At 44.6% G+C, this 24,499-nt stretch carries 19 protein-coding genes; 11 read left to right on the top strand and 8 right to left on the bottom strand.

The features are described from left to right. Nucleotides 1–6: 6 nt before the first annotated feature. Nucleotides 7–3,069, bottom strand: coding sequence for a SusC/RagA family TonB-linked outer membrane protein (locus B5X68_RS16915; protein ID WP_170916669.1), 3,063 nt, complete (start codon nucleotides 3,067–3,069; stop codon nucleotides 7–9). 424 nt (nucleotides 3,070–3,493) lie between these two features. Between B5X68_RS16915 and B5X68_RS16910 the strand changes: the two genes are divergently transcribed. After that, complete coding sequence (locus tag B5X68_RS16910; RefSeq protein ID WP_082215935.1) at nucleotides 3,494–6,475, top strand: FAD-binding and (Fe-S)-binding domain-containing protein; 2,982 nt, start codon at nucleotides 3,494–3,496, stop codon at nucleotides 6,473–6,475. A gap of 105 nt (nucleotides 6,476–6,580) precedes the next feature. On the opposite strand, the gene B5X68_RS16905 is transcribed toward B5X68_RS16910, so the two are convergent. Continuing rightward, a complete protein-coding gene (locus B5X68_RS16905; protein WP_082215934.1) occupies nucleotides 6,581–7,228 on the bottom strand; it encodes an NAD(P)-dependent oxidoreductase in 648 nt (215 codons plus the stop codon). Nucleotides 7,229–7,419: 191 nt separating this feature from the next. On the opposite strand from B5X68_RS16905, the gene B5X68_RS16900 reads away from it, so the two are divergent. Continuing rightward, nucleotides 7,420–7,719, top strand: coding sequence for a PDDEXK nuclease domain-containing protein (locus tag B5X68_RS16900; protein ID WP_082215933.1), 300 nt, complete (start codon nucleotides 7,420–7,422; stop codon nucleotides 7,717–7,719). 37 nt (nucleotides 7,720–7,756) lie between these two features. On the opposite strand, the gene B5X68_RS16895 is transcribed toward B5X68_RS16900, so the two are convergent. From B5X68_RS16895 to B5X68_RS16875, 5 genes are all read right to left on the bottom strand, one after another. Further along, nucleotides 7,757–10,456, bottom strand: coding sequence for a DUF5686 and carboxypeptidase regulatory-like domain-containing protein (locus B5X68_RS16895; RefSeq protein WP_374754822.1), 2,700 nt, complete (start codon nucleotides 10,454–10,456; stop codon nucleotides 7,757–7,759). 194 nt (nucleotides 10,457–10,650) lie between these two features. Then, nucleotides 10,651–12,564 (bottom strand): AAA domain-containing protein, encoded by a 1,914-nt coding sequence (locus tag B5X68_RS16890; protein WP_082215931.1) that lies wholly within the window; start codon nucleotides 12,562–12,564, stop codon nucleotides 10,651–10,653. A 26-nt stretch (nucleotides 12,565–12,590) separates the two neighbouring features. Then, nucleotides 12,591–13,820, bottom strand: coding sequence for a multidrug effflux MFS transporter (locus tag B5X68_RS16885; RefSeq protein WP_082215930.1), 1,230 nt, complete (start codon nucleotides 13,818–13,820; stop codon nucleotides 12,591–12,593). 149 nt (nucleotides 13,821–13,969) lie between these two features. Beyond that, a complete protein-coding gene (locus tag B5X68_RS16880) occupies nucleotides 13,970–14,164 on the bottom strand; it encodes a hypothetical protein (RefSeq protein WP_082216156.1) in 195 nt (64 codons plus the stop codon). Nucleotides 14,165–14,192: 28 nt separating this feature from the next. Beyond that, a complete protein-coding gene (locus tag B5X68_RS16875; RefSeq protein WP_082215929.1) occupies nucleotides 14,193–14,405 on the bottom strand; it encodes a hypothetical protein in 213 nt (70 codons plus the stop codon). Nucleotides 14,406–14,786: 381 nt separating this feature from the next. Here B5X68_RS16875 and B5X68_RS16870 point away from each other — a divergent pair, with 381 nt between their 5' ends. The 7 genes from B5X68_RS16870 (at nucleotide 14,787) to B5X68_RS16840 (ending at nucleotide 22,742) form a co-directional block, all read left to right on the top strand. Beyond that, nucleotides 14,787–16,952 (top strand): TonB-dependent receptor, encoded by a 2,166-nt coding sequence (locus B5X68_RS16870; protein ID WP_082215928.1) that lies wholly within the window; start codon nucleotides 14,787–14,789, stop codon nucleotides 16,950–16,952. Nucleotides 16,953–16,963: 11 nt separating this feature from the next. Further along, nucleotides 16,964–17,617, top strand: coding sequence for a hypothetical protein (locus tag B5X68_RS16865; RefSeq protein WP_082215927.1), 654 nt, complete (start codon nucleotides 16,964–16,966; stop codon nucleotides 17,615–17,617). Nucleotides 17,618–17,660: 43 nt separating this feature from the next. Beyond that, on the top strand, nucleotides 17,661–18,734 hold the full coding sequence (locus tag B5X68_RS16860; protein ID WP_141110324.1) for a sensor histidine kinase: 1,074 nt from the start codon (nucleotides 17,661–17,663) through the stop codon (nucleotides 18,732–18,734). Nucleotides 18,735–18,998: 264 nt separating this feature from the next. Beyond that, a complete protein-coding gene (locus B5X68_RS16855) occupies nucleotides 18,999–19,754 on the top strand; it encodes a LytR/AlgR family response regulator transcription factor (RefSeq protein WP_082215926.1) in 756 nt (251 codons plus the stop codon). Nucleotides 19,755–19,814: 60 nt separating this feature from the next. Next, on the top strand, nucleotides 19,815–20,588 hold the full coding sequence (gene ku, locus B5X68_RS16850; protein WP_082215925.1) for a non-homologous end joining protein Ku: 774 nt from the start codon (nucleotides 19,815–19,817) through the stop codon (nucleotides 20,586–20,588). A 1-nt stretch (nucleotide 20,589) separates the two neighbouring features. Then, entirely contained in the window at nucleotides 20,590–21,489 is a 900-nt protein-coding gene (gene ligD, locus B5X68_RS16845; protein ID WP_082215924.1) for a non-homologous end-joining DNA ligase, read from the top strand. Between the two features lie 80 nt (nucleotides 21,490–21,569). Continuing rightward, nucleotides 21,570–22,742, top strand: a complete 1,173-nt coding sequence (locus B5X68_RS16840) for a glycoside hydrolase family 18 protein (protein WP_082215923.1) — start codon at nucleotides 21,570–21,572, stop codon at nucleotides 22,740–22,742. On the opposite strand, the gene nfi is transcribed toward B5X68_RS16840, so the two are convergent. Then, the gene (gene nfi, locus B5X68_RS16835; protein WP_082215922.1) at nucleotides 22,743–23,471 is read right to left on the bottom strand and encodes a deoxyribonuclease V; all 729 of its coding nucleotides are present in this window, start codon (nucleotides 23,469–23,471) and stop codon (nucleotides 22,743–22,745) included. It abuts the gene before it with no gap. Nucleotides 23,472–23,540: 69 nt separating this feature from the next. Here nfi and B5X68_RS16830 point away from each other — a divergent pair, with 69 nt between their 5' ends. Further along, nucleotides 23,541–24,047, top strand: a complete 507-nt coding sequence (locus tag B5X68_RS16830; RefSeq protein ID WP_082215921.1) for a hypothetical protein — start codon at nucleotides 23,541–23,543, stop codon at nucleotides 24,045–24,047. Between the two features lie 227 nt (nucleotides 24,048–24,274). After that, a complete protein-coding gene (locus B5X68_RS16825; RefSeq protein WP_082215920.1) occupies nucleotides 24,275–24,499 on the top strand; it encodes a hypothetical protein in 225 nt (74 codons plus the stop codon).

The raw sequence follows: 24,499 nt of genomic DNA, 5'->3' as shown, positions 1-24,499 counted from the left end.
TTTGAATTAAAATGAAACATTAACACCAACTGTCCACGTTCTTGCTCTTGGATAAGCCGTATAGTCGATCCCGAATGATGGTATATCGTTCAACGACTTATTGGTGCTAACCTCTGGGTCCTGTCCGCTATACTTTGTAAAAGTTAATAAATTCTGACCTGTAACGAAAAGTCTCGCATTGCTCAGGACTTTGTTCGCCTTCATAGGAACGCGATATCCCAAAGAGAAATTTTGAAGTCTGATAAAATTACCTTTTTCAAGGAAGCGGGTTGAAACGTCTGGCGCGTTCAATGCTCCTTCTCCGTTGCCGATCACGTCTTTTGTTACGTTACGACCATTTGCAAAGGATCCTTGTGTAAAGAATGCATTTGCAGTGTTTGAATACAAATAGTGACCAAATACACCATTAAAGAAAAGACTCATATCAAACGCTCCGAAAGTCAGGTTATTTGTAAGACCTGCGTTAACTTTTGGAAGCGGGCTTTTTCCACCCAGGAATTGCTGGAAGTCACCATTTGGATAAAGAGAGTTTCCGTTGTCATCAAATCCGCCGAACTCGCGAAGGAAGTAAGCAAACAGTGGCTGCCCTTCTGCCAAACGCTGAGCAAATGCACCTGACAAACCTTGTCCGTTGATCTCACCTGTATCATATGTTCCGATCAGGTTTTTCACAAGGTTTTTGTTATAAGATCCGTTCAAGACCATTTCCCACGAGAATTTTTTACCGTCCACGATGACGCCGGTCAAAGCAAGTTCAATACCACGGTTCTGGATATCCGTATCCAGGTTGCGGTAAACAAATGGGTTTGGAGCAGGCTGAGCAGCAACAACTTTAAAAAGAAGGTCTTTTGTGCTTTTGTTGTAAAGGTCAAGTGTTCCGCTCAATCTTCCTTTCAGGATAGAAAAATCAATCCCTAAGTTAAATGCAGCTGTTGATTCCCATTTCAAATCCGGGTTGTTAAATGCAACTGCATTCAAACCACCACCTGTGATTCCGTCACCAGCCTGGTTGATTGCGTAGTCGCTGTATCTGTCACGTCTGTCATAAACGTTGTGAGGGATCGCCTGGTTACCGGTAACACCATAACCAACTCTAAGAGAAAGGTCTGTAAATACCGTTTTAGGAATAAAATCCTCTTCAACCAGTTTCCATTTGAATGCTCCTGACGGGAAATAACCATATTTGTTGTTTCCACCGAATTTAGAAGAACCATCCACACGCAATGTACCGGTGAACAAATATTTGCTGCCAAAACCAAGGTTAACACGACCGAAGTAAGATTGCAGCTCGTCTTTTACATAGCTGGAATTTTGTACAACAGAACCAACACTTGACAATGCTGTTCCATCCTTAATGTTAACAGTTCCGGCTATACCCAGGTTATTGATCATCAGATCCAGGTCATTGGTACGGAAGTTAGCTGCTGCTACATTTTTGCTGCCATTTTCGAAGCTCTGATAGGAATAACCCAAAAGCGCATTTAAAGTAACGCTTCCTATTTCCTTGTCATAAGTGAAATAGTTTTCCATCAACTGGTTGTTGCTTTCCACGTCACGGATGTAAACGCGACCGATATTTTGAATACCCGCAACTACCAGGTCCTTTGAATAAGCTTGCTTTCTTGTAGACATCGATTTATCAAAACCAAGAACCGTTTTGAATTTCAAACCGCTGAAAATTTCAAGTTCTGCATTAATGTTACCGAGTGCGCGAAGCGTGTTGCTGTTATCCTTCGAAAGATTCACAAATGCCAGCGGGTTAGGCTCCGTTGTGGTTGACTGATTCAACACGCCGTCTTTATAAGCAGCACGCGTTGGGTTAGCTTTCAAAATACTTCCCATCAAATCACCTTCAAAACCGATGTTCTCAGAAATAGGAACACCCGTGTCCTGCGTATTTGCGAAGTTCAGGTTGCTTCCAATTGTCAGTTTGTCATTGATGAATTTTTTTGTTCCGCTGAAACCAACGCTGTAACGTTTCACATTAGATGTTTCAACGATACCGTCCTGGTTCATGTAACCCAGTGAGAAACGATAATTTCCTGATGGATCACCACCACCATAAGACAGGTTGTGCTGGTGTGTGAATGCCGAACGGAACAGCAAATCCTGCCAGTCGGTGTTAGCACCCTGATCCTGACCGCCTGCAGCCTTATATCCTTCCGCGTCCAAAAGATCGTATTTCTTAGTGATGTTGCTTACTCCCAATGAGTAACCATAATCAAGTGCTCCTTTGCCTTTTCCTCTTTTTGTTGTGATCAAAACCACACCATTCGCACCGCGTGAACCGTAGATCGCTGTTGCAGACGCATCTTTAAGAATGTCCATGCTCGCAATATCGTCCGGATTCAGGAAGTTAAGCGGGTTTTTCGCTGGTTGACGGCCAACACCCTGGTTATCACCGCCTGATGACGTGTTATCGCCGCTCAAAGGCACACCGTCAATTACAAAAAGCGGGTTATTACCACCCAATACAGACGACGTTCCACGGATACGTACGTTAATACCACCGCCCGGCTCACCGCTCGACTGGGTAATCTGCACACCCGCAACGCGTCCCTGCATCAATTGCTCAGGAGAAGTCACGATCCCTTTCTGGAAATCTTTTGATCCCAAAGCAGAAACCGCGCCTGTTGCATCTTTTTTCTTAACCGTTCCGTAACCTACGACAACGACTTCTTCCAAAGCCTTCACATCTTCGGAAAGTGTAACATTAAGTGTTGATTTGTTGCCAACCGCCACATCCTGCGTCTCATATCCAATGGCGCTGAAAGTCAATGTTGAGTTGCCAGGAACGCTGATCTGATAATTTCCTTCTACGTCTGTATTAGTTCCTTTTGTACTTCCTTTAATTGTAATGGTAACTCCCGGAATCCCACCGGTTTTAGCGTCTGTAACCTTACCGGATACATTCACATCCTGCGCAAAAGCATTTGTGGTTAAGCCAATCAAGATCATTAGGATGGCGAATAGCCCTGTGCCGTGTCCTGAAAATCTCTCTTTCGTCGCAATGTTCTTTGCACTGCTTGAATCATGTCGACGAAACACATGAAAGGATAAATTCATCATAGGTCTGTTAAGTAAATTGTTAAATCTGGTCACCGCTTTGTGTATCATTTTAACATTTGCGTCCAACTTCACTAAAAAATGCCCTAGCTCTTTTATTTTGGCCTTTTTTGTGAATTTTACTACGAAAAAGTTAAAGTTATTCAATGACGGTCATACAAAATAATATAAAAAGGTCGGATAATACAATATCGCTTTTCTCAATTTTGCTTAAATAAATCAATTTTTAAGCAAGAAAGTTACATTATCCAATTATAGTGCAAACGCCATATTTGAGAAGTACAAAAGCAGCGACAATCGGTGACTTTTTAATTAAAGTTTAATTTTTAACGCTTCACGCCTATAAAGACTTCTGAAAATATTTTGCTGGAAATCCTTGATCGTTGTTCGTAACTTTGAGGCTGTTATTTTCCGCTTATCCAACACCATGACCGCGCCGCTTTCCGTAACTAACAGTGATTTAAGTCTTCTTGCCAAACAACTCGAGGGTGAACTGCATTTCGATAATACGATGCGGACCCTATATGCGACTGATGCTTCCGCCTACCGTGAAATGCCCCTTGCGGTTGCCATTCCCAAGTCGGAGGCTGACATCAAAAAGTTGATCGCATATGCTACGGAAAAACACATTTCGCTTATCCCGAGAACGGCTGGAACATCCCTCGCAGGGCAGGTTGTAGGCAACGGAATCGTAGTGGACGTTTCCCGGAATTTTACTAAAATTCTTGAAATAAATGAGGCCGAAAAATGGGTGCGTGTGCAGCCAGGTGTGGTGCGCGATGAGCTTAACATGGCCCTGAAACCATACGGACTTTATTTCGGACCAGAAACGTCAACCGCTAATCGCGCCATGATTGGCGGAATGGTCGGAAACAACTCCTGCGGCTCTAATTCCATTGTATATGGCAGCGCCCGGGAGCATACTTTGGAAGTGAAAGCCATTCTTGCTGACGGTTCCGAAGCTGAATTCAAAAACATAAAAGGAAATGATTTCAGGAATTTGCTGTCCAATGCGCAGCAGAAAAACGGAAGTGCAACGCTTCTGGATAAAATATATCTCAAGACAAACGAGATTCTTCAATCTGATGAAAACCAAGCTGAAATAAGGAAAAACTTCCCAAAGCCCAGCATCGGCAGAAGGAACACCGGTTACGCATTGGATATGTTGCTCCACACCGAGCCCTATGCCGACAACACCGGCCAGAGTGAGCCCGCACAACCTTTCAATATGTGCAGTCTGATCGCAGGATCTGAGGGAACATTGTGTTTTTTGACAGAAATAAAATTAAACCTTGTTCCACTGCCCCCAAAGACTCAGGGACTCGTTTGCGTACACTGCGACACCATTGACGAAGCATTAAGGGCCACAATTCTGACATTAAAATATCAGCCGCACGCCGTCGAGCTTATTGATGACTACGTGCTGGAATGTGCCGCTACGAATGCAGAACAAAAGAAAAATGCATTTTTTGTAAAGAACAAGCCGGACGGCAAATATCCGGCGATTCTAGTCGTGGACTTGTCAAGAGAAACGAAAGAGGAAGTGGAAGCGCTGGCGGCAGAAATGACACGGGATTTGCAGGAAGCTAACATTGGCTTTCATTATCCGCTGCTTTTTGGAGACGATACCAAAAAGATCTGGACATTAAGAAAAGCCGGTTTGGGCTTGCTGGCAAACATTCCTGGCGATGAAAAAGCGGTTGCCGTTATCGAAGACACAGCAGTTGACGTGTACGACCAGCCTGATTATATCCGTGATTTCAATGTAATTCTGAAAAAACATGGCATGTCCGCCGTGCATTATGCACATGCAGGAACCGGCGAAATTCACCTCAGACCCATCATCAACCTGAAAACCAGCGAAGGCCACAGGCAATTCAGGATGATTGCAGAGGAGATTGCCGATCTGGTAAAAAAATATGACGGTTCCCTTTCCGGGGAGCATGGCGATGGCCGTTTAAGGGGCGAATTTATTCCGAAAATGGTTGGCGAGCATAATTACCAGCTTTTTAAGGATATCAAAAGAGCCTGGGACCCCAACAACATTTTCAACCCGGGAAAAATTGTGGATACGGCTCCTATGGATACTTTCCTACGCTATGAAGCCGATCAGCAAACACCGGAATTCAAGACTTATTTCCGTTTTCAGGACCAGAATATTTTACAGCATGCCGAGCAATGCAATGGTTCCGGCGACTGTCGCAAAACGCAAATGAGCGGAGGCACGATGTGCCCGAGTTTCATGGCAACGCGCAACGAAAAGGACACAACCCGCGCCCGCGCCAACATTCTCCGGGAAATGTTAACGCGTTCTCCAAAAGAAAACCGCTTTGATAATAAGGAAATTAAGGAAGTTTATGACCTCTGCCTGGCTTGCAAAGGCTGCAAAGGGGAATGTCCTTCCAATGTGGATGTGGCCAAATTAAAAATGGAATTTTTGCAGCAATATCACGATGCAAACGGCATTCCGCTGCGTTCTTGGCTGGTTGGAAATTTCTCGAAGATGACAGGCATAGCAAGCTATATTCCCTGGGCCTATAATTTAATTTTCAAAAATGCGCCTCTACGCAAAATCGCCAATCAAATCGTTGGCTTTCACCCCGAAAGGACAATGCCGTTGTTGCACAGCACGACGCTGAAAAAGTGGTATGAGCAACGCAAAACAACCAAATCAACGGGCCGTAAGGTGTATCTTTTCTGCGACGAGTTTACAAATTATAATGATGTCGAAATCGGAAAGAAATCCATTTTGGCATTGGAGAAACTTGGTTACGAGGTAATTATTCCAAAACACGCACCATCTGGAAGACCGCAGCTTTCCAAAGGCTTACTAAAAGATGCCAAAAAGATTGCGGAGGAAAACATTAAGCTGCTTAAAGACCTGATTTCGTACGACACGCCACTCGTAGGCATCGAACCATCTGCAATCCTCACGTTCCGCGATGAATATCCGGATCTGGTCAGTGACGAACTGGTAGAAGAAGCCAAAAAACTGGCGCAAAACGCATTGCAGTTTGACGAGTTCATAGCAAGGGAGATCGAGTTAAAGCACATATCAAAAGATCAGTTTACCAAAGAAAAGCGGCTGATCAAGTTGCACGGACATTGCCAGCAAAAGGCAGTTTCAAGTGTTATACCAACGAAAAAAATGCTTTCGCTTCCTGAAAACTATACTGTGCAACTGATTCCTTCGGGATGCTGCGGCATGGCGGGATCGTTTGGTTACGAAAAGGAGCATTATGACATTTCCATGCAAATCGGAGAGCTCGTTCTGTTCCCGGCAGTTCGCCAGCAACCCGAAGAGGTGATCATCGCAGCACCGGGCACCAGCTGCCGCCATCAAATCCACGACGGAACCGGAAGGCACGCAATGCATCCCGCCGAGATCTTGTGGGAAGCATTGATTTAAATGCAAAAGACTTTCCAAGCTTGGGCGTCTGGCCCAGCTTGGAAAGTCTGAACTCTAAGTGTCAATCTAAATCATTTAATTCGACAATGCCGATTCAAGAAAACGTCAATTCGAGATAAAAGGCGCTTTTCGGACGTAAGTTTCGTCCGTCAACTGCGCTATCAGAAAGTACGCTATATCCGCCGCACTGATCTTACTTCCAGGCGAATCTGCCAAATTGATCTTGATTTCCCCCTTAGTTTCAACAAATTCAATAAACGGAACCCGCACCATTGTCCAGCTAACTTCACTGGCCAAAAGTAAAGCATAAGACTTTTGCCGATCTGCATGAATATCCGGAAAAGTCGCCTTCATCCAATCCGTTGCTTTTTGTGTTTCAATGCCTTTTTTGTCAAATGGCGTATCCACATTTAGACCCGCTAATAAGATATATCTGAAATTTTCCGAATCATTTTTGCGCCTGGCAACTGCATTGATAATGTTCGTTGTCGCCTGACTCGCCACAAGCGGCTCGCCTTTCCGCTGCCCAACCGTGCTGATCACCGCATCGCAACCTTCCAGAAGGTGCTCAACAACGTCAGCATCCAGCGCATCGCCTTTGACGATTTCTATTAATGGATTTTGGATTTTGAAATCCTCAGGCTTCCGAAGCAATAATTTCAATTGAAATCCCTGATCAAGTAACTGGTTTACAAGACGTAACCCAGTCCTACCGCCACCACCGAGGACAGCTATTTTATGTATTTGATTCATTTTCTCTTTGGTAAATTTTTAAGCAATAGAATTTCTCCCCACTTTTTGAGCCGGGAATGTCACGGAATGTTAGAACCCGCAACGGATGCTGTATGATTTATCAGGAGATTTGAATGAGGTAAAGATAGGAAAGGAAAGCTCAGATGAAAAAATTTCACTTTTTATGATTTTCGACTTCGAATATTTGGTATATGGTTCAGTTTTATACTGATTATCATGCAGATACAAATCTCCAACCATTGGTTGGAGAAATTGGATGGTATCTGGCTGTTCTAAATGATACTGTCAAGCTTCCTCACGAAACCGAGTCAATCGGGATTATCATTTGCAAAAGCAAAGACAGGACGATTGTTGAATATTCACTTAAAAGTGCTGGGCAACCTATCGGGATTGCGACTTACAACACTTCACATCATTTACCGAAAATGTACGAAGCATTGCTACCGTCTGCCGCAGAGATTGCGCAGAAGCTTTTTGAATTTAGTCAATGAAACGTTATATGATAAATTTACGAAGCCCGATTTTACACTAATTCCTTCCCAAATTAAAATTCATCGTTGTCCCGATACGGAAGACGGTGTGCTTATACTTAAACCCTTCAAAACTATTTACAACCTCTACACGAAACGGGAAGCGGATGCCTACGTCGAGGCCGTAGCCCAGTTCGGCGTAATTGTTTGATGTTGGGGTGGCTAAGTAATGCAGCATGAAGTTTTCTTTGATGCCGAGAATGCGGAACCAGGTGATTTGGGTCAGCAGAAATTTGCGGAATTCGCTGAGTACGTGGGCTTCGAAGAAGTGCTTGGAAGTGCTGTACCGATAATAATCGAGCATTCTGAACGTGCTTACCGGATCGCCAAGCTGAAAGAAAAAGCGGTTGCCTGCGAAATGTTGATAGTCAGGGAAAGCGACGCTGTCGCCCATAAATTGTCCGGCAGCCAGTTTATAGCTCAGTTTGCTTCTCACGCCCGTTTCAAATCCATGCTGAATGCCGATTTTGAAGAAATCATATTTCACATCGCTGCCAAACACCTTGTTGATCCCTTTGCGGTAATCAAGTGACAATTTTGGCGAATCATCGTCATAGTACGATGTTTTCCCGCTCCTCGTGCGGTATTTCTGCCATGGTTTGTATGACGCGGCGATTCCTAATGTTAATGCCTGATGCTGCCGCATTTCGACAGACTTTGTACCCGACTCGTCCGTTAACTCGGCGTTAAAAGGAATGTTAGAAGTGAATTCTCTGCGTTTCCAGTCGATCCAGCGATAAGAATTGGTGTTCCGAAGATTGCTGAGCGGGCTGCGATCTGCGTATTCAATGTTAGCTTTTAGCTCAAAATGCTCGTTTTCACGGTCAGTAGCGAAGTCGAGGCGGAGAAAATTCTTTTCGTAAACTTTGATGAAGTTTTGTTCTAAAAATAATGTTGTAATGGAATTCAGCAAAGGGTGCATAGGGTTTTCACCATTGAATTGAGACACAGTTTGCCCGCCCGATACATTGATCTTGTTGCGTTTCCAGCCATAATCAACTCCTCCCATTGCCATTAGTTTTTGCCGGGCAAAAGAATATCGGGTGAGCGCATTAAACGATAATTCCGATTGCGCCCGCGAAGCAGAATACCGCTTTACACCATTGGTGCCGATTTGCAAACTGTCCGGCGTTTTCCTGGCGCCATTCCCTTTGTAATGCAATTTCAAACCACCGCCATTCAATACCAGCCCTTCCACCGTGTTGACCTGCGCACCAATGAGCGGCGTGACATAATCCAGCCGCCAGGGGCTTTTTTTACCTAACCTGAAACTGTGACCCGTAAAAATATCGCCCACAAAACCCAGTCCCCCGCCCTTTTTATTGTTCTTGGTCGTGTCCGATTTGGCCACTTTCAAACTGTCTTTCTGCTCTTCCGTGCCCTTATTCATTACAACAATACTGTCCAGCCGCGTGTAACTTTTAACTTCTGCAGTCGTCAGCGGGACCGTGCGAATGGAATCCCAAAAAGCCGTGCTCCGGATGCTGGCCATGGAATCCACGACAGTAGAATCATTTCTTGTAAAATTGAGATCAATGTCCTCGCCCTTTTCCTCTTTCGCCTTGATGTCCTGTTTTTCGTATTCCTTCATCAGTTTCCGGAGGTTCTTGGCAGAAAACTCCTTTTGCTTGCTGACAACCTCTTCCAGCTTTTGTGACTTGATTTCCCGGCTCGTCAGTTTCACTTTTTTCGCCTCTTCTTTCTGTTTTTTATCATCCACAACCACAATGTCCGGCTTAAATGTCGGGTTGATCTTAATATTTGAAAACGATTGTGATATTACAAAATCACCTTTCCCTTTGAGGCCATATATCCCGCCCTGAACGTGAAACTGCTGATTAACCGGCATCCAGACACCTTGAACCGGACTGTAAACCTGTTTGATATCAATGGTAAAACCAGTGTTAACCGTGGTAAGGTCGAGACTATAAATGCTCCATTCGTCTTCAATGATATGGATCCTGCCCTTATAAACGCCTTCGCCATAGGAGCGCGGTGTTACTTTTATTTTGTTTACCTCAATGCCATTTTCACGAAAAGCACCCTGGTATTCAAATTTATAGTAAGCAAATGCACGCGGCGACAACGGGGAAACAGCCTTTACGACTTCCGGCTGGTAAAAGCTGGTTAACAGGTAAGCATTGGGATTGGCAAAATCTTTGTCCTGGCTATTCCTGGCTGCAATAACTTTCTGTTTGTAAGTATTAGGCTGCTTGAATGTGACCTCTGAAACGCTTTCGTTAAGCATGGGAACGCCTTTCTTGAAATTCATTTCCTTCTCCATTTCCTTCAATTCTTTTTTGTACAAAAATTCCAAAGGAAGATCTGTTATCACTACGGAAGATTTGGAGTAAGCTTTGGCAACATAACTGTCCACTTGCAACAAATGATAGCGGCTTTTAGCAATCGCGCGGCGCATAATGGTGTACGCAGGATCTTCGTCGCGGCTTCCTATGCGAACTTCGCCAAGATTGAGCGCCTGCTCTTCCATAGTAAGGTCGAATGTTTCCATTCTGCCTTCGACAGTAAAACCTTTTTGGCCTGTTTTGAAACCCAGATATTGAAAAATGACCTCATAATAACCCGGTTTCAGATCCAGCTGATAGCGCCCCTCTTCATTGGAAATGGTGCTGATGGATGTGCCTTTGACAACAATCGCAGCAAAAGGAAGCGGATCGCCGTTTTTGGTTTTGATAATGCCTTTAATCCCACTCGAAGCAGTGCTTTGTGAAAAGCATTAATTGACAGTGAATAAGAAAAGAAAAATGACAATAAAGTAGCGTTGGAGCATAGAAAGACGGAGTCCCGTTTGAAATGGCAAATAGTCTGTTGACAAGATGCATTTAAATATAAACGGGTTGCTTTAAAAAGCCAATAGATTTTTCCGATCAGTTACATATCCGCAAATTCCCACGCGCTCTGGTAAGCATTCAAGCCGTCGGCATAGGAGATAAAATCCGAGTAAAACGGCAAATTGGAAAGGGTGGCGCTGTCGCCGATCACCACCAGCTTTTTGCGTGCCCGTGTCATAGCCACATTCATCCGGCGAATGTCCGAGAGGAAGCCGATCTCGCCTTCGGGATTACTGCGCGTCATGCTGATGTAAACAATGTCACGTTCCTGGCCTTGGAAACTATCGATTGTGTTAACCGAAATCTTATCTGTAAATGGCTGTAAAACAGCATTATGAATTAATTGCTCCTTTAATAAGCCTATTTGCTCTTTATAGGGAGATATAACCGCAATGGTTGGGAAATTCTCAATTTTGAAGCTTTTGGAGTGCATTAATTCGCTCGCGTATTGTGTCAAGTGTTTGAATAAAAACGCTGCTTCATCGGGATTCGTCGAGCTTGTTCCTTCCAGCTTTTCGTCAAAACCGCAACCCGCCGTGTCAATAAACGCCAGCGGAGCATCATCGGGAAACACCAGATGACGGGCGACAGAAACGTTGGCTTTGAGTTTGTTTTGGTAAAATATTTTAGAAGAATATCCCATAATCGCCTCGTTCATCCGATACTGCTCTTCCAGTAAAGTCACGGATTCGGGATGCAGCGAAACACATTTTTCAAGCAATGTTGTACTCAAACCGTTTTTCGCAGCTTCACTTGATTTAATGGTCGGGGCCAGCTGAAAATGGTCACCAGCGAGCACTACTTTTTCCGCTTTCAGGATCGGGATCCAGCAAGCGGGTTCCAAAGCTTGTCCGGCCTCATCGATGACCACAGTTTTATATCTCAAATTCCTGACCGTGTAGTGATTGGCACCGACCAATGTTGCGGTGATCACCTGCGCTTTGCTCAGGATATCCTCAATTGCATATTGCTCCACACTCCCCACTTCCTTCATGATCTTGTGGGCTTCGTCAAAAAGCGCTTTGCGCTGATCCCGTTCGGCTTTCCCAAAATTTCTTTTGTATTTGTGAGCGAGATTTTTGTATTCGTTTGCCTGCTTTTTTAATGCTTTAATGTCCTTCATGCGCGTATGCGCAGTAATTTTGCTATCCAGCGTCAGCGACATTAATCGCTCCGAAACGCGGACCGGATTGCCAACCCTGAGCACATTCAAACCTTCATCCGTCAATTTTTCGCTCAGCAAATCCACTGCTGTGTTACTGGGTGCGACAACCAGGATCTGCTGATAATCTTGTCTGACCAGGGCCTTAATCGCCTGCACCAGCGTGGTGGTTTTCCCGGTTCCGGGAGGCCCATGCACAATGGCCAGGTCCGAAGCCGAAAGTATTTTATTAACAGCCTCGTTCTGTGAGCTGTTTAATGTTGGAATTGCTATTTTGGGAAGTTCCTCGTTGAATGAAGGCGACTTTTCACCGGTAAGTATTTTTACCAAACGTCCTTCCTTCTCATTTTCGAGCAATGCGGCTGCCGACTTAATGGCGCCTTGCATTTCGTCATAACTATTGTCGTCGAAAAGCAGATCAATGCCCAGCTTTCCATCACGAGACCACTCAGGTAACTCGTCCGTACGAAGCGTAATTTTCAGCCTGTTACCGCCTTGGTGTGTGATAATGCCCTCTAACCGATCCTTTTTGGGTTCATGATTCGAAAACAAAACTGCCGGCATCCCAAACCGGAGCTGATGTGAAATATCCTGATGCGTAGTACGCTCAACCTCAACAGTCAAATAGTCGCCGCGGCTCATTTCCGAGCCCCGGATAGCAATCGGATACCAGCTAAGCCCACCGGCACGTCGTTCAGAAACTGATGATCGCTCGGTAAGTCGCTGGTAAGAAGCTTTGTCTTCCTCCCTTTCCGTTTTAAGTAAATCGAGGAGCCTTTTGAAATAATCCATGCACAAATAAAGTCAACAAAAGCGGTTTAATGCATTACACCGGCATCTGCGCCCTGCTGCACTTCTACTTTTTCTTTAATAAAACGCCTGCCAAAAACCAGCACAGAAAGTGCCAATAATGAAGATCCGGCCATTGCCGCAACCATCGGGACGACGGAAGGCTCTTCAAATAAGCTGATCACGATGGATATTAATGTTCCCGCCCCCATCTGAAAAGCGCCCATCAATGCAGATGCACTGCCCGCGTTTCGCGTGAAAGGCGCCAGTGAAAGCGCCGCGGCGTTGGGATAAGTATAACCAATGCAGCAAAGAAAAAAGAACAGGAATGCAATGGTGACCGGCAATGTAAGAAAGCCAGCCAAGGCTGCGGCCAGAAAAGTGAAGCTGACCAAAACCTGACAGATCAATGCAATGTTAACAACCTGCTCGCTGCTGAATTTTCTCAGAAACAATGTGTTCAATTGGCTTGAACCAATAAATCCGACAGAAAGAAAGGCGAATATCCAGCCATACACTTTGCCGTCTGTATGAAAGACTTCCATAAAAACGAGCGGCGAACCAGATACGTAAGCGAATAATCCTGAGAATGCAATGGCGCCGGTCAGCGCGTAAGTGTAAAATTGCGGCTCGCGAATCACTTGCAGAAAGTTGAGCAAAATAGGCTTCGGTTTCAGGGAAAGCGACTTATCGGGCTTATAACTATCTGGCAACCAAAGCACTGTAGCAATCAAAATCGCCACGCCCATTCCGGTGAGTATCCAAAATACCGAATGCCAGCCAAAAGCGTCCGTAACATACCCACCGACTGTGGGCGCTATCATGGGCGAAACGCCTACGACTAAAAGCAACAACGAAAATACTTTCGCATTGTCTTTAACCGGGAAAAGATCCCTTACCATAGCAACGGAAGCGACGGTAGCCGCACAACTTCCAATAGCCTGAATTACCCTGAGCAAAATAAGATCATTAATGCTGTTCGCCATCGCACATCCGGCCGAAGCCAAAATATAAACGGCCAACCCGATAAACAGCGGCCTCTTTCGTCCGAATTTGTCGAGTAGCGGACCATATAACAATTGGCCTAAGGAAATTCCTACAAAAAAGCCAGATAATGAGAGTGAAACTTTGGCAGCGGTTGTGTGCAAATCTTTGGCAATGGCTGGAAAACCAGGCAGATACATATCAATTGAAAAAGGGCCGAGCGCTGTCAGACTGCCCAAAATCAGGATGAGAAAGAAATACGTTTTTTTGGACATTAGTAATATGATGGCGTGGTATTATGCCAATGTAACGCGGATAGGCAGGCGCGGGTTCGGGGAAATTGGATTTATCTCACCAACTGACCACAAAAAAGAGGCCCCGTTTTTCGGAGCCTCAAGTATTTTTCACGACAACAGATCGGATTTCAGGCCGCGATCCAGTCCAGCTTTTTATAAACCTCACGCTCGCTTTCGCTCACGGCATATGGAACTTTGTTTTTTAGGTAAATAATGCAGCCGCGTCCTCTTTTGATCGGTGCTATTTTCACTACGTCGTCTCTGTGAATAATAATGTTAATGAGCTTTTGGCCCAGCAATTTAAATGTACCTGATTGTACCATGTCTCTTTTAATGAAAAACGTTATCGCCTTAAGCAATCCCACTCAACGAGTTGTCCGACTTCAAATACAACAAAAAGTAGTCCTTTGAAATAGCGAAATAGCCGAGGTCAGTTCTATTGCTCAATTGAAGAAAATCTGCCACTTCTCTCTGCGCATCCATTTCATTAGTAGCGCCTGTAACTGTAAGAACTGCGCCGGGTTTCAAAGTACTTATTGCGTTATTTCCAAGTGTAGCTATCATGTTATATTCAATTAAGAGTTAGTCGTTTTTTGAAATTGTTTTGACGAGAGTTTATAAATAAACATGCCAGACAATCTGATCAACGACAGGATAATCTTAATGAAACCGTACTTTCCGATCTTTCAAATGAAATATATAAAATTAAAATGCTGATTTCAAGCATTTTGCATAATTAAAAAAAAATTTAGATTATCCATTAAAAATCGGAAGTGAAACGCCGTTTCTCACCGCCGGTGACTTCGAAAATTCCGCAATTTGAACGTGCGAAATTCAACTTCGGTCTACAATTTCCGCACTTCATACGGCCTGCTCTGAACTTCGGTAATCTTGGATTTTATTGGGCTTTCTTTCTGCTCAATTTTGGGTCAAATCAAAGGCGTCATGAAAATCCTACTTACAGGTCTCCTGCTTCTTCTTACATATAACTGCATTGCCCAAACTTCCATTCATGGACGGGTGACCGATCAAAAAGGAAATGCCATTCCAGGCGTTAACATTTATCTGAAAGGAACTTATGATGGAACTTCCTCAGATCCGGATGGCACTTTTACAATGGAAACCGGCGAGTCCGGCACGCAGACCCTGACTGTGCAGGCGATTGGTTTCAGGAGCCGGGAAATTACATTGGAGATCAAAGGACAGCCAGTGACCCTCAACATTGCATTGGACGAAGCCATTAACCAGCTGAACGCAGTTACAATTTCCGCTGGCGCCATGGAAGCGGGCGATGAGAAGAAATCAGTTGTGCTGAAACCACTGGACATCGTCACCACTTCCGGTGCAATGGGCAACATTACGGCTGCATTGCTAACATTACCGGGCACTTCCACGGTGGGAAACGACGGGCGACTGTTTGTGCGTGGAGGCGACGCCTCGGAAACTGCCATTTATATCGATGGTCTGCAAGTTGGGAATGCATTTGGCAGCACCACTTCCAATGTTCCTACCCGCAATCGTTTTAGCGCAAACCTGTTTAAAGGATCATTTTTCAGCACAGGGGGATATTCTGCGGAATACGGCCAGGCACTTTCATCCGCACTGGCGTTGAACACGCTGGACCTTCCGCTCAGAAACCAGGGCGATGTGAGCATTATGTCGCTGGGCGGCGGCTATACACAGACTTTGGTGAGAAACGACCGCGCGCTGACTGCCTCTGCCAATTATTATAACCTGGCTCCGTACCAATCTCTTGTAAAGCAAAATTTCGATTGGGAAAAAGCGCCTTCCAGCTGGGATTCGGAGGTTTCGCTGCGACAGAAATGGGGCAATGCAGTGACCGGCAAGGCGGGTTTTATCAAAGCCTACTTTCATACAGAAGGCAGCAATATGGCGATCTGGCAGAAGATCCCGGGTAATGACGGCCGCGGAGATCGCGTCAAGCTTAACAATCATTATAATTATGGCAATGTTTCATTCAGGCATTCGGGCGGTAAAGGCTGGCTTTTTTATGGCGGCGCGGCGCTGTCCGATAACAGGGATGCGATTCAGTTTAATACAGATGATATAAAGCAGGTTAACCGGATTTTCCATGCCAAAATCGTCGCTGTAAGAGACTTCTCGTCACAATTTTCAGTAAAAAATGGCCTGGAATATTATGCCAAAAGTTATTCAGAGACATTATCGAATCAGAATCAGACGAGACAATTTTATGACAATCTGTTCAACCATTTCGTCGAGGCAACGTATTATTTCAGCAATCGCCTCATTATAGTGGGCGGCTTGCGGAGCGGGCATGGCACGCTGGCCAAGCAAACATGGCTTACGCCCCGGTTCTCAGTTGCTTACAAGTTGAATAATCAGGGACAGTTTTCGTTTGCGGCAGGGAAATTCAAGCAGCTCGCCGAGGAGAAGCTAAGGATATATCAAACCGATCTGAAAAACTCAGCAGCAACACATTACATTCTCAATTACTTCATCGTCAACAACAACCGCACATTCCGCGCTGAGGCTTTTTATAAAAATTACGACAAGCTGTTCACTTTCAAAGGCTTGGCAAGCACTCCCAAAAACATTGCTTTAAATGGCTCGGGTTATGCAAAAGGTGTCGACTTTTTCCTGCGCGACAAGAAAACGGTCAAAGACACCGATTTCTGGATCACTTACAGTTTCGTTGACAGCAAGCGGAAATTCGCCGCCTATGAAACCAAAGTTCAGCCAGCATTTGCCCCAAAACACAATGGCTCTGTTGTGGTGAAACATTTTGTGACTGCAATGAAATCTTTGTTAGGAACCTCCTGGTCATGGAATAGCGGCTACACTTATAACGATCCCAATCTTCCGGGCGAAATGCAGCGCAAAACAAAAGCATACAGCGACCTGAGCCTGAGCATCAGTTACCTCCCGAAACCCAATGTAATCCTGCATGTAGCCTGCTCCAATGTTTTGGGACGACAAAATGTATTCGGCTATCAATATGCCTCGCAACCGGACGAGGAAGGTTCCTATGCGGGCAAGCCGGTGGGCCAGGGTGCCAAACGGTTCCTGTTTGCAGGACTCTTCATCACACTTTCGAAGGATAAAAAAGCGAATCAACTAAACAATCTATAATACCAACTATCATGAAAAAACTAGCACAAATCGCCATCGCGATATTTTTCACATTCCTAAGCGCTTCTGCGCAGGATTCGCCTTACCAGAAGGCAATGAAGAAGGAAATCGCGAAACTTATCGAGAGCGATTCGCTTTCAGCGTTACAGCAATCGGCCAATGCATTCGGCCGGATAGCTGAACTCAACCCAAATGAATGGCAGCCTGCTTATTATCAGTCACTTGCCTATACATTCCAGGGTTTGGATAAATCGCTTTCTATTGATAAAAAGGACGAGGTGCTGGCGAAAGCCGACAAACTGGCTCAAAAAGCCGACGCATTATCTAAAAACAATGCGGAAATCGTCGCCTTGCAGGGTTTTGTGTTGATGGCAAAACTCAATGCGGATGCAGCAAGCCGTGGACAGAGCTTATCGGGTCCGGTGTTGCAGACATTCGGGAAAGCGCGTGCTATGGACCCTAAAAATCCCCGGGCACTTGCGCTAACAGCGCAAATGGAATACGGAATGGCCAGATTTTTTGGTTCCGGGACTGAAAAAGCGTGCGGATATGCAAAGGAAAGTCTGGCTATATTTGCTTCACAGGACGAGCAGGCGCTCAAAGCAGCCTTGTCGCCCACCTGGGGAAAAGCTTTGGCGGAGAAAATGGCGAAGACCTGTCAATGAAGCAATTTTTGTATTCAATAACCCTTTCTGATATCAATAATTAATGAAACTTGCTGCGAAGGGTTCGAAAAAATTCTGGAATTTTTCTCCGGCCTTTTTGGGTGCAAACCTGCTGATCGCGCTGGTTATTTCGATCGGCTCCTTCGCAGAATGCATTGCCACTGGTGAAGGTTACGGGGCTTTGGTGCAGGATATTCTGATTTCCTTTGTGATGTCTTCCACATTGAGCTACGGCGGATTTTTGATGGAAGATTATTTCGACAGGACCATTTCCTGGATTCAATATCCAGTCAAAAGATTAATCCTGGAAAGCCTTTGCTACTTTCTGTACGTGTTTTGTGCGAGCATTGTGATCATTTTTTTATTCCAATTATTTGTTACAAAAACATTTACAATCATCAACATTCCCTGGAACAGACTGGTAAGCTGGACGGCTTTTCCAATGAAAATCTCGTTTGTGATTTTGTTCATACTCATCAGCCGGTCGTTCCTGCTGGAATGGCGCACGGCGGCGATTGAGTCGGAGCAACTGAAAACGGAGCGGTTTGCGCAGCAATATCAATCCTTGAAAGATCAGCTTAATCCCCATTTTTTGTTCAATTCCCTGAATGTGCTAAGTAACCTTGTATATGAGAATCCGGACACGGCAGCCAAGTTCATTCGCCAGCTTTCCAGCACTTACCGTTATGTGCTGGAAGTGCAGCAGGAAGAGCTTGTTACGTTGAAACAGGAGTTAGGTTTTGCAGAAAATTATCTTTCGCTCCAAAAGATTCGCTTTGAGGAAAGTTTGCACTATGATATTCAGATCACTGGCAATCCGGAAGGATTTTTACCGCCATTATCATTGCAATTATTGCTGGAAAACGCAATCAAGCACAATGTTGCTTCCCTGGAAATGCCATTGAAAATTGATATTGGGCTTGCTAGTAATCATTTGATAGTTAAAAACAACTTACAGCCAAAGAGCAGTCTGCCGGATGATTCTACGGGCGTCGGGCTGGCTAACATCAGCAAGCGTTATGAATTGTTGAGCGGGGCGACAATATCGGTTACAAAGCTTGACGGTTGGTTTGTGGTTAAGCTCCCTTTATTGAATGTTGCTCAGGAAAAGATCTAATCGAAGTCCAACAGTTAGATACGTAGCGACGATAAAAATACACGTTGGCAACGGGATCGCGATATGCCAAGTCGCAGAGCGACGAAATATTGGTAGCAACAGAATCGCGAAAACGACAAGTCGCAGAGCGACGAAACATTGGTAGCAACAAAGTTTTAAAGCGCAAGGTAAATCCCGGCAGGGATGCAATGATGGGCTTGATGCATCCCGTTACATGAATTGATATAAATTTTGCCCCGGCAGGGGAATCCTGTCTCAAAATAAATGACTAAAATCTTAATCATAGAAGACGAAAAACCGGCGGTGAGGCGTCTTACTCAGCTTTTAAGCGAATATTTGCCCGAAGCCCTGGTGCTGGAAAGCCTCGATACTGTTACGGGCGCCATTAACTGGTTCGGCAACAATTCGGAACCAGACCTGATCTTTCTGGACATTCAACTTGCGGACGGCATTAGTTTTGAGATTTTTGAAAAAGTGAAAGTTACTGCGCCGATCATCTTTTGCACGGCTTATGACCAGTATGCAATCAAAGCATTCAAGCTAAACAGCATTGACTATTTGCTCAAACCCATTGATCCGGAAGAACTTAAACAAGCATTGAATAAATTTAAATCAGGCAAGAAAGACCAAGGCATTTCCCTGGATCAGCTACGCAGCCTGATGCAGCCTGAAACCAAAACATTCAAAACGCGCTTTCTGATAAAACTGGGAGAACGTATTCAGAGTGTTGATGTTCAGGACATTGCATTCTTTTTTAGTGAAGACAAAGCTACATTACTCCAAACCCGGCAAGGCAAGAAATACATTGTGGATTACATTCTGGATGAGATCGAGGAAATGGTCTCGCCGGATCATTTTTTCAGGATCAACAGGAAATACATCAGCTCTATTTCCGCTATTAAAGATGTCTTCATTTACTCAAACAGCCGCCTGAAAGTGCATCTCGAAAACTGCACGGATAAAGACATCCTCATCAGCCGTGAGCGCATGGGCGCATTCAAAAGCTGGCTTGGGCAGTAACGCGGCACGGATTTTTAACACATTATCTTTCAAAACGATTGATCACTTTCGAAGAAAGATATGAGAGCAATTTGGTCCGGGGCTATCGGATTTGGCCTTGTCAACATTCCCGTCAAACTTTTCAGTGCGACCCAGCAAGCCGAACTGGATCTGGATATGCTGGACAAAAAAGATCACGCGAACATTAAATATCAGCGTGTGAACAGCAACACGGGTAAGGAAGTCGACTGGGACGACATTGTCAAGGGTTATAAGGTTGACGACGAATACGTTGTGCTCGATGACAAGGACTTCGAGAAAGCCAGCCCGGAAAAAACCAAAATCATTGAAATTGCAGAGTTTGTCAATGAAAAAGACATTGACAGCATTTACTACGAGACGCCTTATTATCTACAACCCGAAAAATCAGGCGGCAAACCTTATGCATTGCTTCGTGATGCGCTGAAAAAAACGGGGAAAGCAGGTTTGGGAACTTACGTTTTGCGGAACCGCGAAAGCCTGGTTTTGATCAAGGCTGCCGGAGATCTTTTAATTTTGAATAAGATAAGATTTCAGGACGAGATCCGCGATACTGAAGAGTTGACTATTCCGGACATTAAAATAAAACCCGCGGAGATGGCTATGGCGGTGCAACTCATCGAGCAGCTTACCACGGATTTTGACATTTCAAATTACAAAGACACATACAATGAATCGCTGCTGAAACTGATCATGGCCAAAGCGAAAGGTAAAAAACCGGCCACGCCGAAAATGAAGATCGTGCATTCGAAAAGCAAGGATCTTATGGCTCAGCTAAAAGAAAGTTTGAGCGCGCCGAAACGTAAAGCATCCTGACATGAAAAAGAAAGCGGAACTGACGCATCTGGACAAGATTTACTGGCCGGACGAGAACATTACCAAAGGTGACTTGCTGGAATATTACAGCCTGATCGCACCGTATATTTTGCCTTATCTTAAAAACAGGCCGCTATCGTTGCGCCGCAATCCGAACGGCATCAAAGAAGCCAGCTTTTTTCAGAAAGATGCTGGCGACAATGTGCCGGACTGGATCAAAACGGTCGAAATCCTTGCAGAATCTACGGGAAAAATGGTCAATTATTTCGTATGCAATGACCTCGAAAGTCTGCTTTACATTGCCAATCTGGGCTGTATCGAAATGAATCCCTGGAATTCGACCATTAACAAGCTGGATAACCCGGATTACATTGTGATGGACATAGACCCGTCCGAAAAAAACACATTTGAAGATGTTGTGGATGTGGCGCTGGTTATCAAGGACATTATCGACCAGACTGGTATGACAGGCTTTTGCAAAACGTCAGGCTCACGCGGACTGCACGTTTACATTCCGTTTGGCAAAAAATACACTTACGACGAAAGCCGCGATTTCGCAGAGATTTTGGCCACAATGGTAACAGAAAGGCTTCCAGAGATTACAACACTGGAACGCTCACTGGCCAAGCGCAAGAAAAACCACATTTACGTCGATTTCATGCAAAACAGGATTGCCCAGACGCTGGCATCCGCATATAGCGTACGCCCCAAGCCGGGCGCAACCGTTTCCTGCCCGCTGGAATGGAGCGAGGTGAAACACGGGTTAAGTCCGAAAGATTTTACCATTAAAAATATGCTGAAACGCGTGGAGGAAAAAGGCGATCTTTTCAAAGGTGTTTTGGGCAAAGGCGTTGACATTCACAAAGCTTTGCAAAAACTGGAAACCTTACACGCGGGCTGATCCGGCATTTTAACTAAAATCACATTAGGAGATGTTTTGAAGTAATAGTTACTTTATCGCTTCAACCATAACCTAATCCCATGCTTTTTTCAAAATTTACCAAAACCCTGCTCTCTCCGCTCGCAGCAATCCTTGTCGCTGCGCCCTTGTTGATAACGACGGCATGCAAATCCGAAAAAAAAGCCGAGGAAAGTGCCGCAGACAGCACAGCAACAAAACCAGTCGTCATCGGTTATGTGGGAGGTTTCCGCGGGCTTGTTAATACGGACCGCATTGAGGTTGACAAGCTTACGCACATCAACTACGCATTTGTAGATGTACAGAAAGGAAAGGCTTTTTTAACCAATGAAAAAACAGATTCCACGAATTTCCGTAAGCTTAAATTACTGAAAGAGAAAAACCCCGACCTTAAAATTCTGATTTCTCTCGGTGGCTGGACTTGGAGCGAGAACTTCTCTGACGCCGTATTAACAGAAGCTTCCCGAAAAATCTTCGCAGCGAGTTCCGTTGACATTATCAAAAAATACGATCTTGACGGCGTAGACATAGATTGGGAATATCCCGGCATGCCTGGTGAAGACGGCAACGTTTACCGTCCCGAAGACAAGCAGAATTTCACATTAATGTTTGAAGCAATCCGTAAGGAACTGGACGCTTTTGAAAAAGAATCGGGTAAGAAAAAACTGCTTACTACGGCCGTTCCGGGTTTTACGTCTTTTCTAAAAGTGGTTGAAATGGGCAAAGCAGCAGCTTTCCTGGACTATGTCAATATGATGACTTACGACCTTTTCCAGGGCGATACCGCAGTGCATCATGCGGCGTTATATAATTCCGACATTTACAAAGCGAGTCATTCCGTGGATAATGCTGTAAAGGCGTTTTCGGCAGAAGGTGTTCCTATGAACAAACTGGTTGTAGGCCTTCCTTTTTACGGGCGCATGTTCCGTGTGGCAAAGCTGGATAAGGGCCTTGGCCAAAAGCAGATTTCGCAAAAATATGTGGATGGCTACACGATGATCAAAGACAGCATGATTAACAAAAACGGTTTTAAAGAATATCGGGACGAAACCGCAAAAGCGCCTTATTTAATGAATGCTAAGACAGGTGATGTTTTGAGTTACGACGACGAACAGTCTGTGCGGGAAAAATGCAAATATGTGCTGGATAAAAAATTAGCAGGCGTCATGTTCTGGGAATACGATTCCGACTCGAAAACCTATCTTTTGGACGAAATTGATAAAACATTCAAATAGTCAGAACAAACTCCATTGTTCGAGCTCGTGAAAACCTTCTTTCAGCTCACCGATCCGGAACCTGTTCACAAACTCATGCGCCCTGCGGGTAGGTTCCGGAAGCCGGTGTTTCCCAAGACATTTCATAGTGATGTCCATGCTGTCTTTTAGGCTCATTCGGTGCCCTGGTGATATAAAAACGGGTTTTACATTCAGCTTGCTCCTGAGCGCAAATCCAATAGTTTCCCCTCTGTCGGTCACGAGTGTGTAATCTCCCTTCGTTTCCCCCGGATCAGCATAATTTCCGGCCAGCTTCTTCTTGGCGCAGCCCAATGTCATCGTATCTGTCAGTACACCAAAATGCGTGGCTATTCCGAGTCGCCGCTTGTGCAGGATGCCATTCCCGTCGAACATAATGCAGTCCGGCTTCACGGGGATCTGCTCGTAAACCTTCAACAACGCCGGAATTTCACGAAAAGCGAGATAACCTGGCACGTAAGGAAAAATATTCGTGGTTTGCACGAGCGAACAGGCGATCGGCTTCAAATCGGGATAACTGAGGACAACCATGCCTGCGTATACTATATCACTGTTCAGGTCCAAAGAAATATCCGCCCCGGCGATGGTCTTGATTTCACCCTCCATGGGCGTAAGCCTGACCTGCGTCCGCAACTTTTCCTGAATGAGCGTAGCTTCCGCAATGGTCAGCTGGCCATAATTTGATTCCGGCGTTTCAATAATGTTATTCATGTGTGACTGGCATGATATTCTTTGTGTTCCTTAAAATATTTCGGTTTATTAAAAAATCAAGCCATCCTCATGGAACAAGTTACTGTTAAGCGTAAATGGGCAAATTGGAAATTCATTGCCTTTGTCATCATTCTCATTGCCATTTTTATCAAATTCTTTGTCCTCGGCGACGGCGACGAGAACGCACCGGTTACAGTAGAGCTGGATTTGCCAAAAGTTGCAATGCGCAATATGGAAGAAGTGGAAGCGGTTTTGGGTAAAGGAACGCTGGACAGCTATTATAAAGATGAGGTCGCAGGCTGCGAAAAATGCCCGAAGATGATCTATCGGGAAGGAAAGGTGGAAATCATTTATATCAATGAAATTGCCGACCAGATCCAGCTCAATAAACTTTCAGATTACGATTTTGAAGATCGGGTTATTTTAGGAATACTGAATTTAAAAGAAAACATTGCCCCGAACATTGATGATAATCATCTCAAAAGATGGGATAATTACGAGAAATATTCACAGATCTCAGCCTTCGGCAATGGCAGTAAAACTGAATATATTCTGATCAAGGCCAAAACCGAGTAATACTAATTGTATTATTTCAATGTTAAATACAAATTAACTTTCTCCGAAAAATTGTATTGCCCAATCATATTATCATTCGTCAAACTCCGTTAAATTACTCATCATCAATAACAACCATTCATATTCCCGTTAGCTCACTTATTGAAAAAATCCTATGTGTCTATATAACTTTGATTTACATTTGTACAGTCAAATAAGACAAACACAAGATTTAAAAATATTTAGCTATGAAAAATTCAATCACAACATTCGTTTGCGCTATGGCGCTCAGCACTACTTTCGCATTTGCTAACATAGAAGATAAAACAAAAGTAGCAGCACCCAATACATTACCAGCTTCGGCACAAACCATTGAAACGCCGGCTCCGCAACGTGAAAAAGCGACCAACGATTACGCGAAGTACACGCCGGCACAAAAAGCTTCAATTGTTGAGCTTAAAGTGACAAAATAG

Source organism: Dyadobacter psychrophilus, from assembly GCF_900167945.1.
Lineage (GTDB): Bacteria > Bacteroidota > Bacteroidia > Cytophagales > Spirosomataceae > Dyadobacter > Dyadobacter psychrophilus.
Note: the sequence above shows the minus strand (reverse complement) of the source record. Positions and strands in the feature narration are given on the sequence as shown.

Excerpts from the sequence above, each read along its gene's own strand:
- B5X68_RS16915 (WP_170916669.1), bottom strand. The coding sequence starts at position 3,069 with ATGATGAATTTATCCTTTCATGTGTTTCGTCGACATGATTCAAGCAGT.
- B5X68_RS16910 (WP_082215935.1), top strand. The coding sequence starts at position 3,494 with ATGACCGCGCCGCTTTCCGTAACTAACAGTGATTTAAGTCTTCTTGCC.
- B5X68_RS16905 (WP_082215934.1), bottom strand. The coding sequence starts at position 7,228 with ATGAATCAAATACATAAAATAGCTGTCCTCGGTGGTGGCGGTAGGACT.
- B5X68_RS16900 (WP_082215933.1), top strand. The coding sequence starts at position 7,420 with ATGGTTCAGTTTTATACTGATTATCATGCAGATACAAATCTCCAACCA.
- B5X68_RS16890 (WP_082215931.1), bottom strand. The coding sequence starts at position 12,564 with ATGGATTATTTCAAAAGGCTCCTCGATTTACTTAAAACGGAAAGGGAG.
- B5X68_RS16885 (WP_082215930.1), bottom strand. The coding sequence starts at position 13,820 with ATGTCCAAAAAAACGTATTTCTTTCTCATCCTGATTTTGGGCAGTCTG.
- B5X68_RS16880 (WP_082216156.1), bottom strand. The coding sequence starts at position 14,164 with ATGGTACAATCAGGTACATTTAAATTGCTGGGCCAAAAGCTCATTAAC.
- B5X68_RS16875 (WP_082215929.1), bottom strand. The coding sequence starts at position 14,405 with ATGATAGCTACACTTGGAAATAACGCAATAAGTACTTTGAAACCCGGC.
- B5X68_RS16870 (WP_082215928.1), top strand. The coding sequence starts at position 14,787 with ATGAAAATCCTACTTACAGGTCTCCTGCTTCTTCTTACATATAACTGC.
- B5X68_RS16865 (WP_082215927.1), top strand. The coding sequence starts at position 16,964 with ATGAAAAAACTAGCACAAATCGCCATCGCGATATTTTTCACATTCCTA.
- B5X68_RS16860 (WP_141110324.1), top strand. The coding sequence starts at position 17,661 with ATGAAACTTGCTGCGAAGGGTTCGAAAAAATTCTGGAATTTTTCTCCG.
- B5X68_RS16855 (WP_082215926.1), top strand. The coding sequence starts at position 18,999 with ATGACTAAAATCTTAATCATAGAAGACGAAAAACCGGCGGTGAGGCGT.
- ku (WP_082215925.1), top strand. The coding sequence starts at position 19,815 with ATGAGAGCAATTTGGTCCGGGGCTATCGGATTTGGCCTTGTCAACATT.
- ligD (WP_082215924.1), top strand. The coding sequence starts at position 20,590 with ATGAAAAAGAAAGCGGAACTGACGCATCTGGACAAGATTTACTGGCCG.
- B5X68_RS16840 (WP_082215923.1), top strand. The coding sequence starts at position 21,570 with ATGCTTTTTTCAAAATTTACCAAAACCCTGCTCTCTCCGCTCGCAGCA.
- nfi (WP_082215922.1), bottom strand. The coding sequence starts at position 23,471 with ATGAATAACATTATTGAAACGCCGGAATCAAATTATGGCCAGCTGACC.
- B5X68_RS16830 (WP_082215921.1), top strand. The coding sequence starts at position 23,541 with ATGGAACAAGTTACTGTTAAGCGTAAATGGGCAAATTGGAAATTCATT.
- B5X68_RS16825 (WP_082215920.1), top strand. The coding sequence starts at position 24,275 with ATGAAAAATTCAATCACAACATTCGTTTGCGCTATGGCGCTCAGCACT.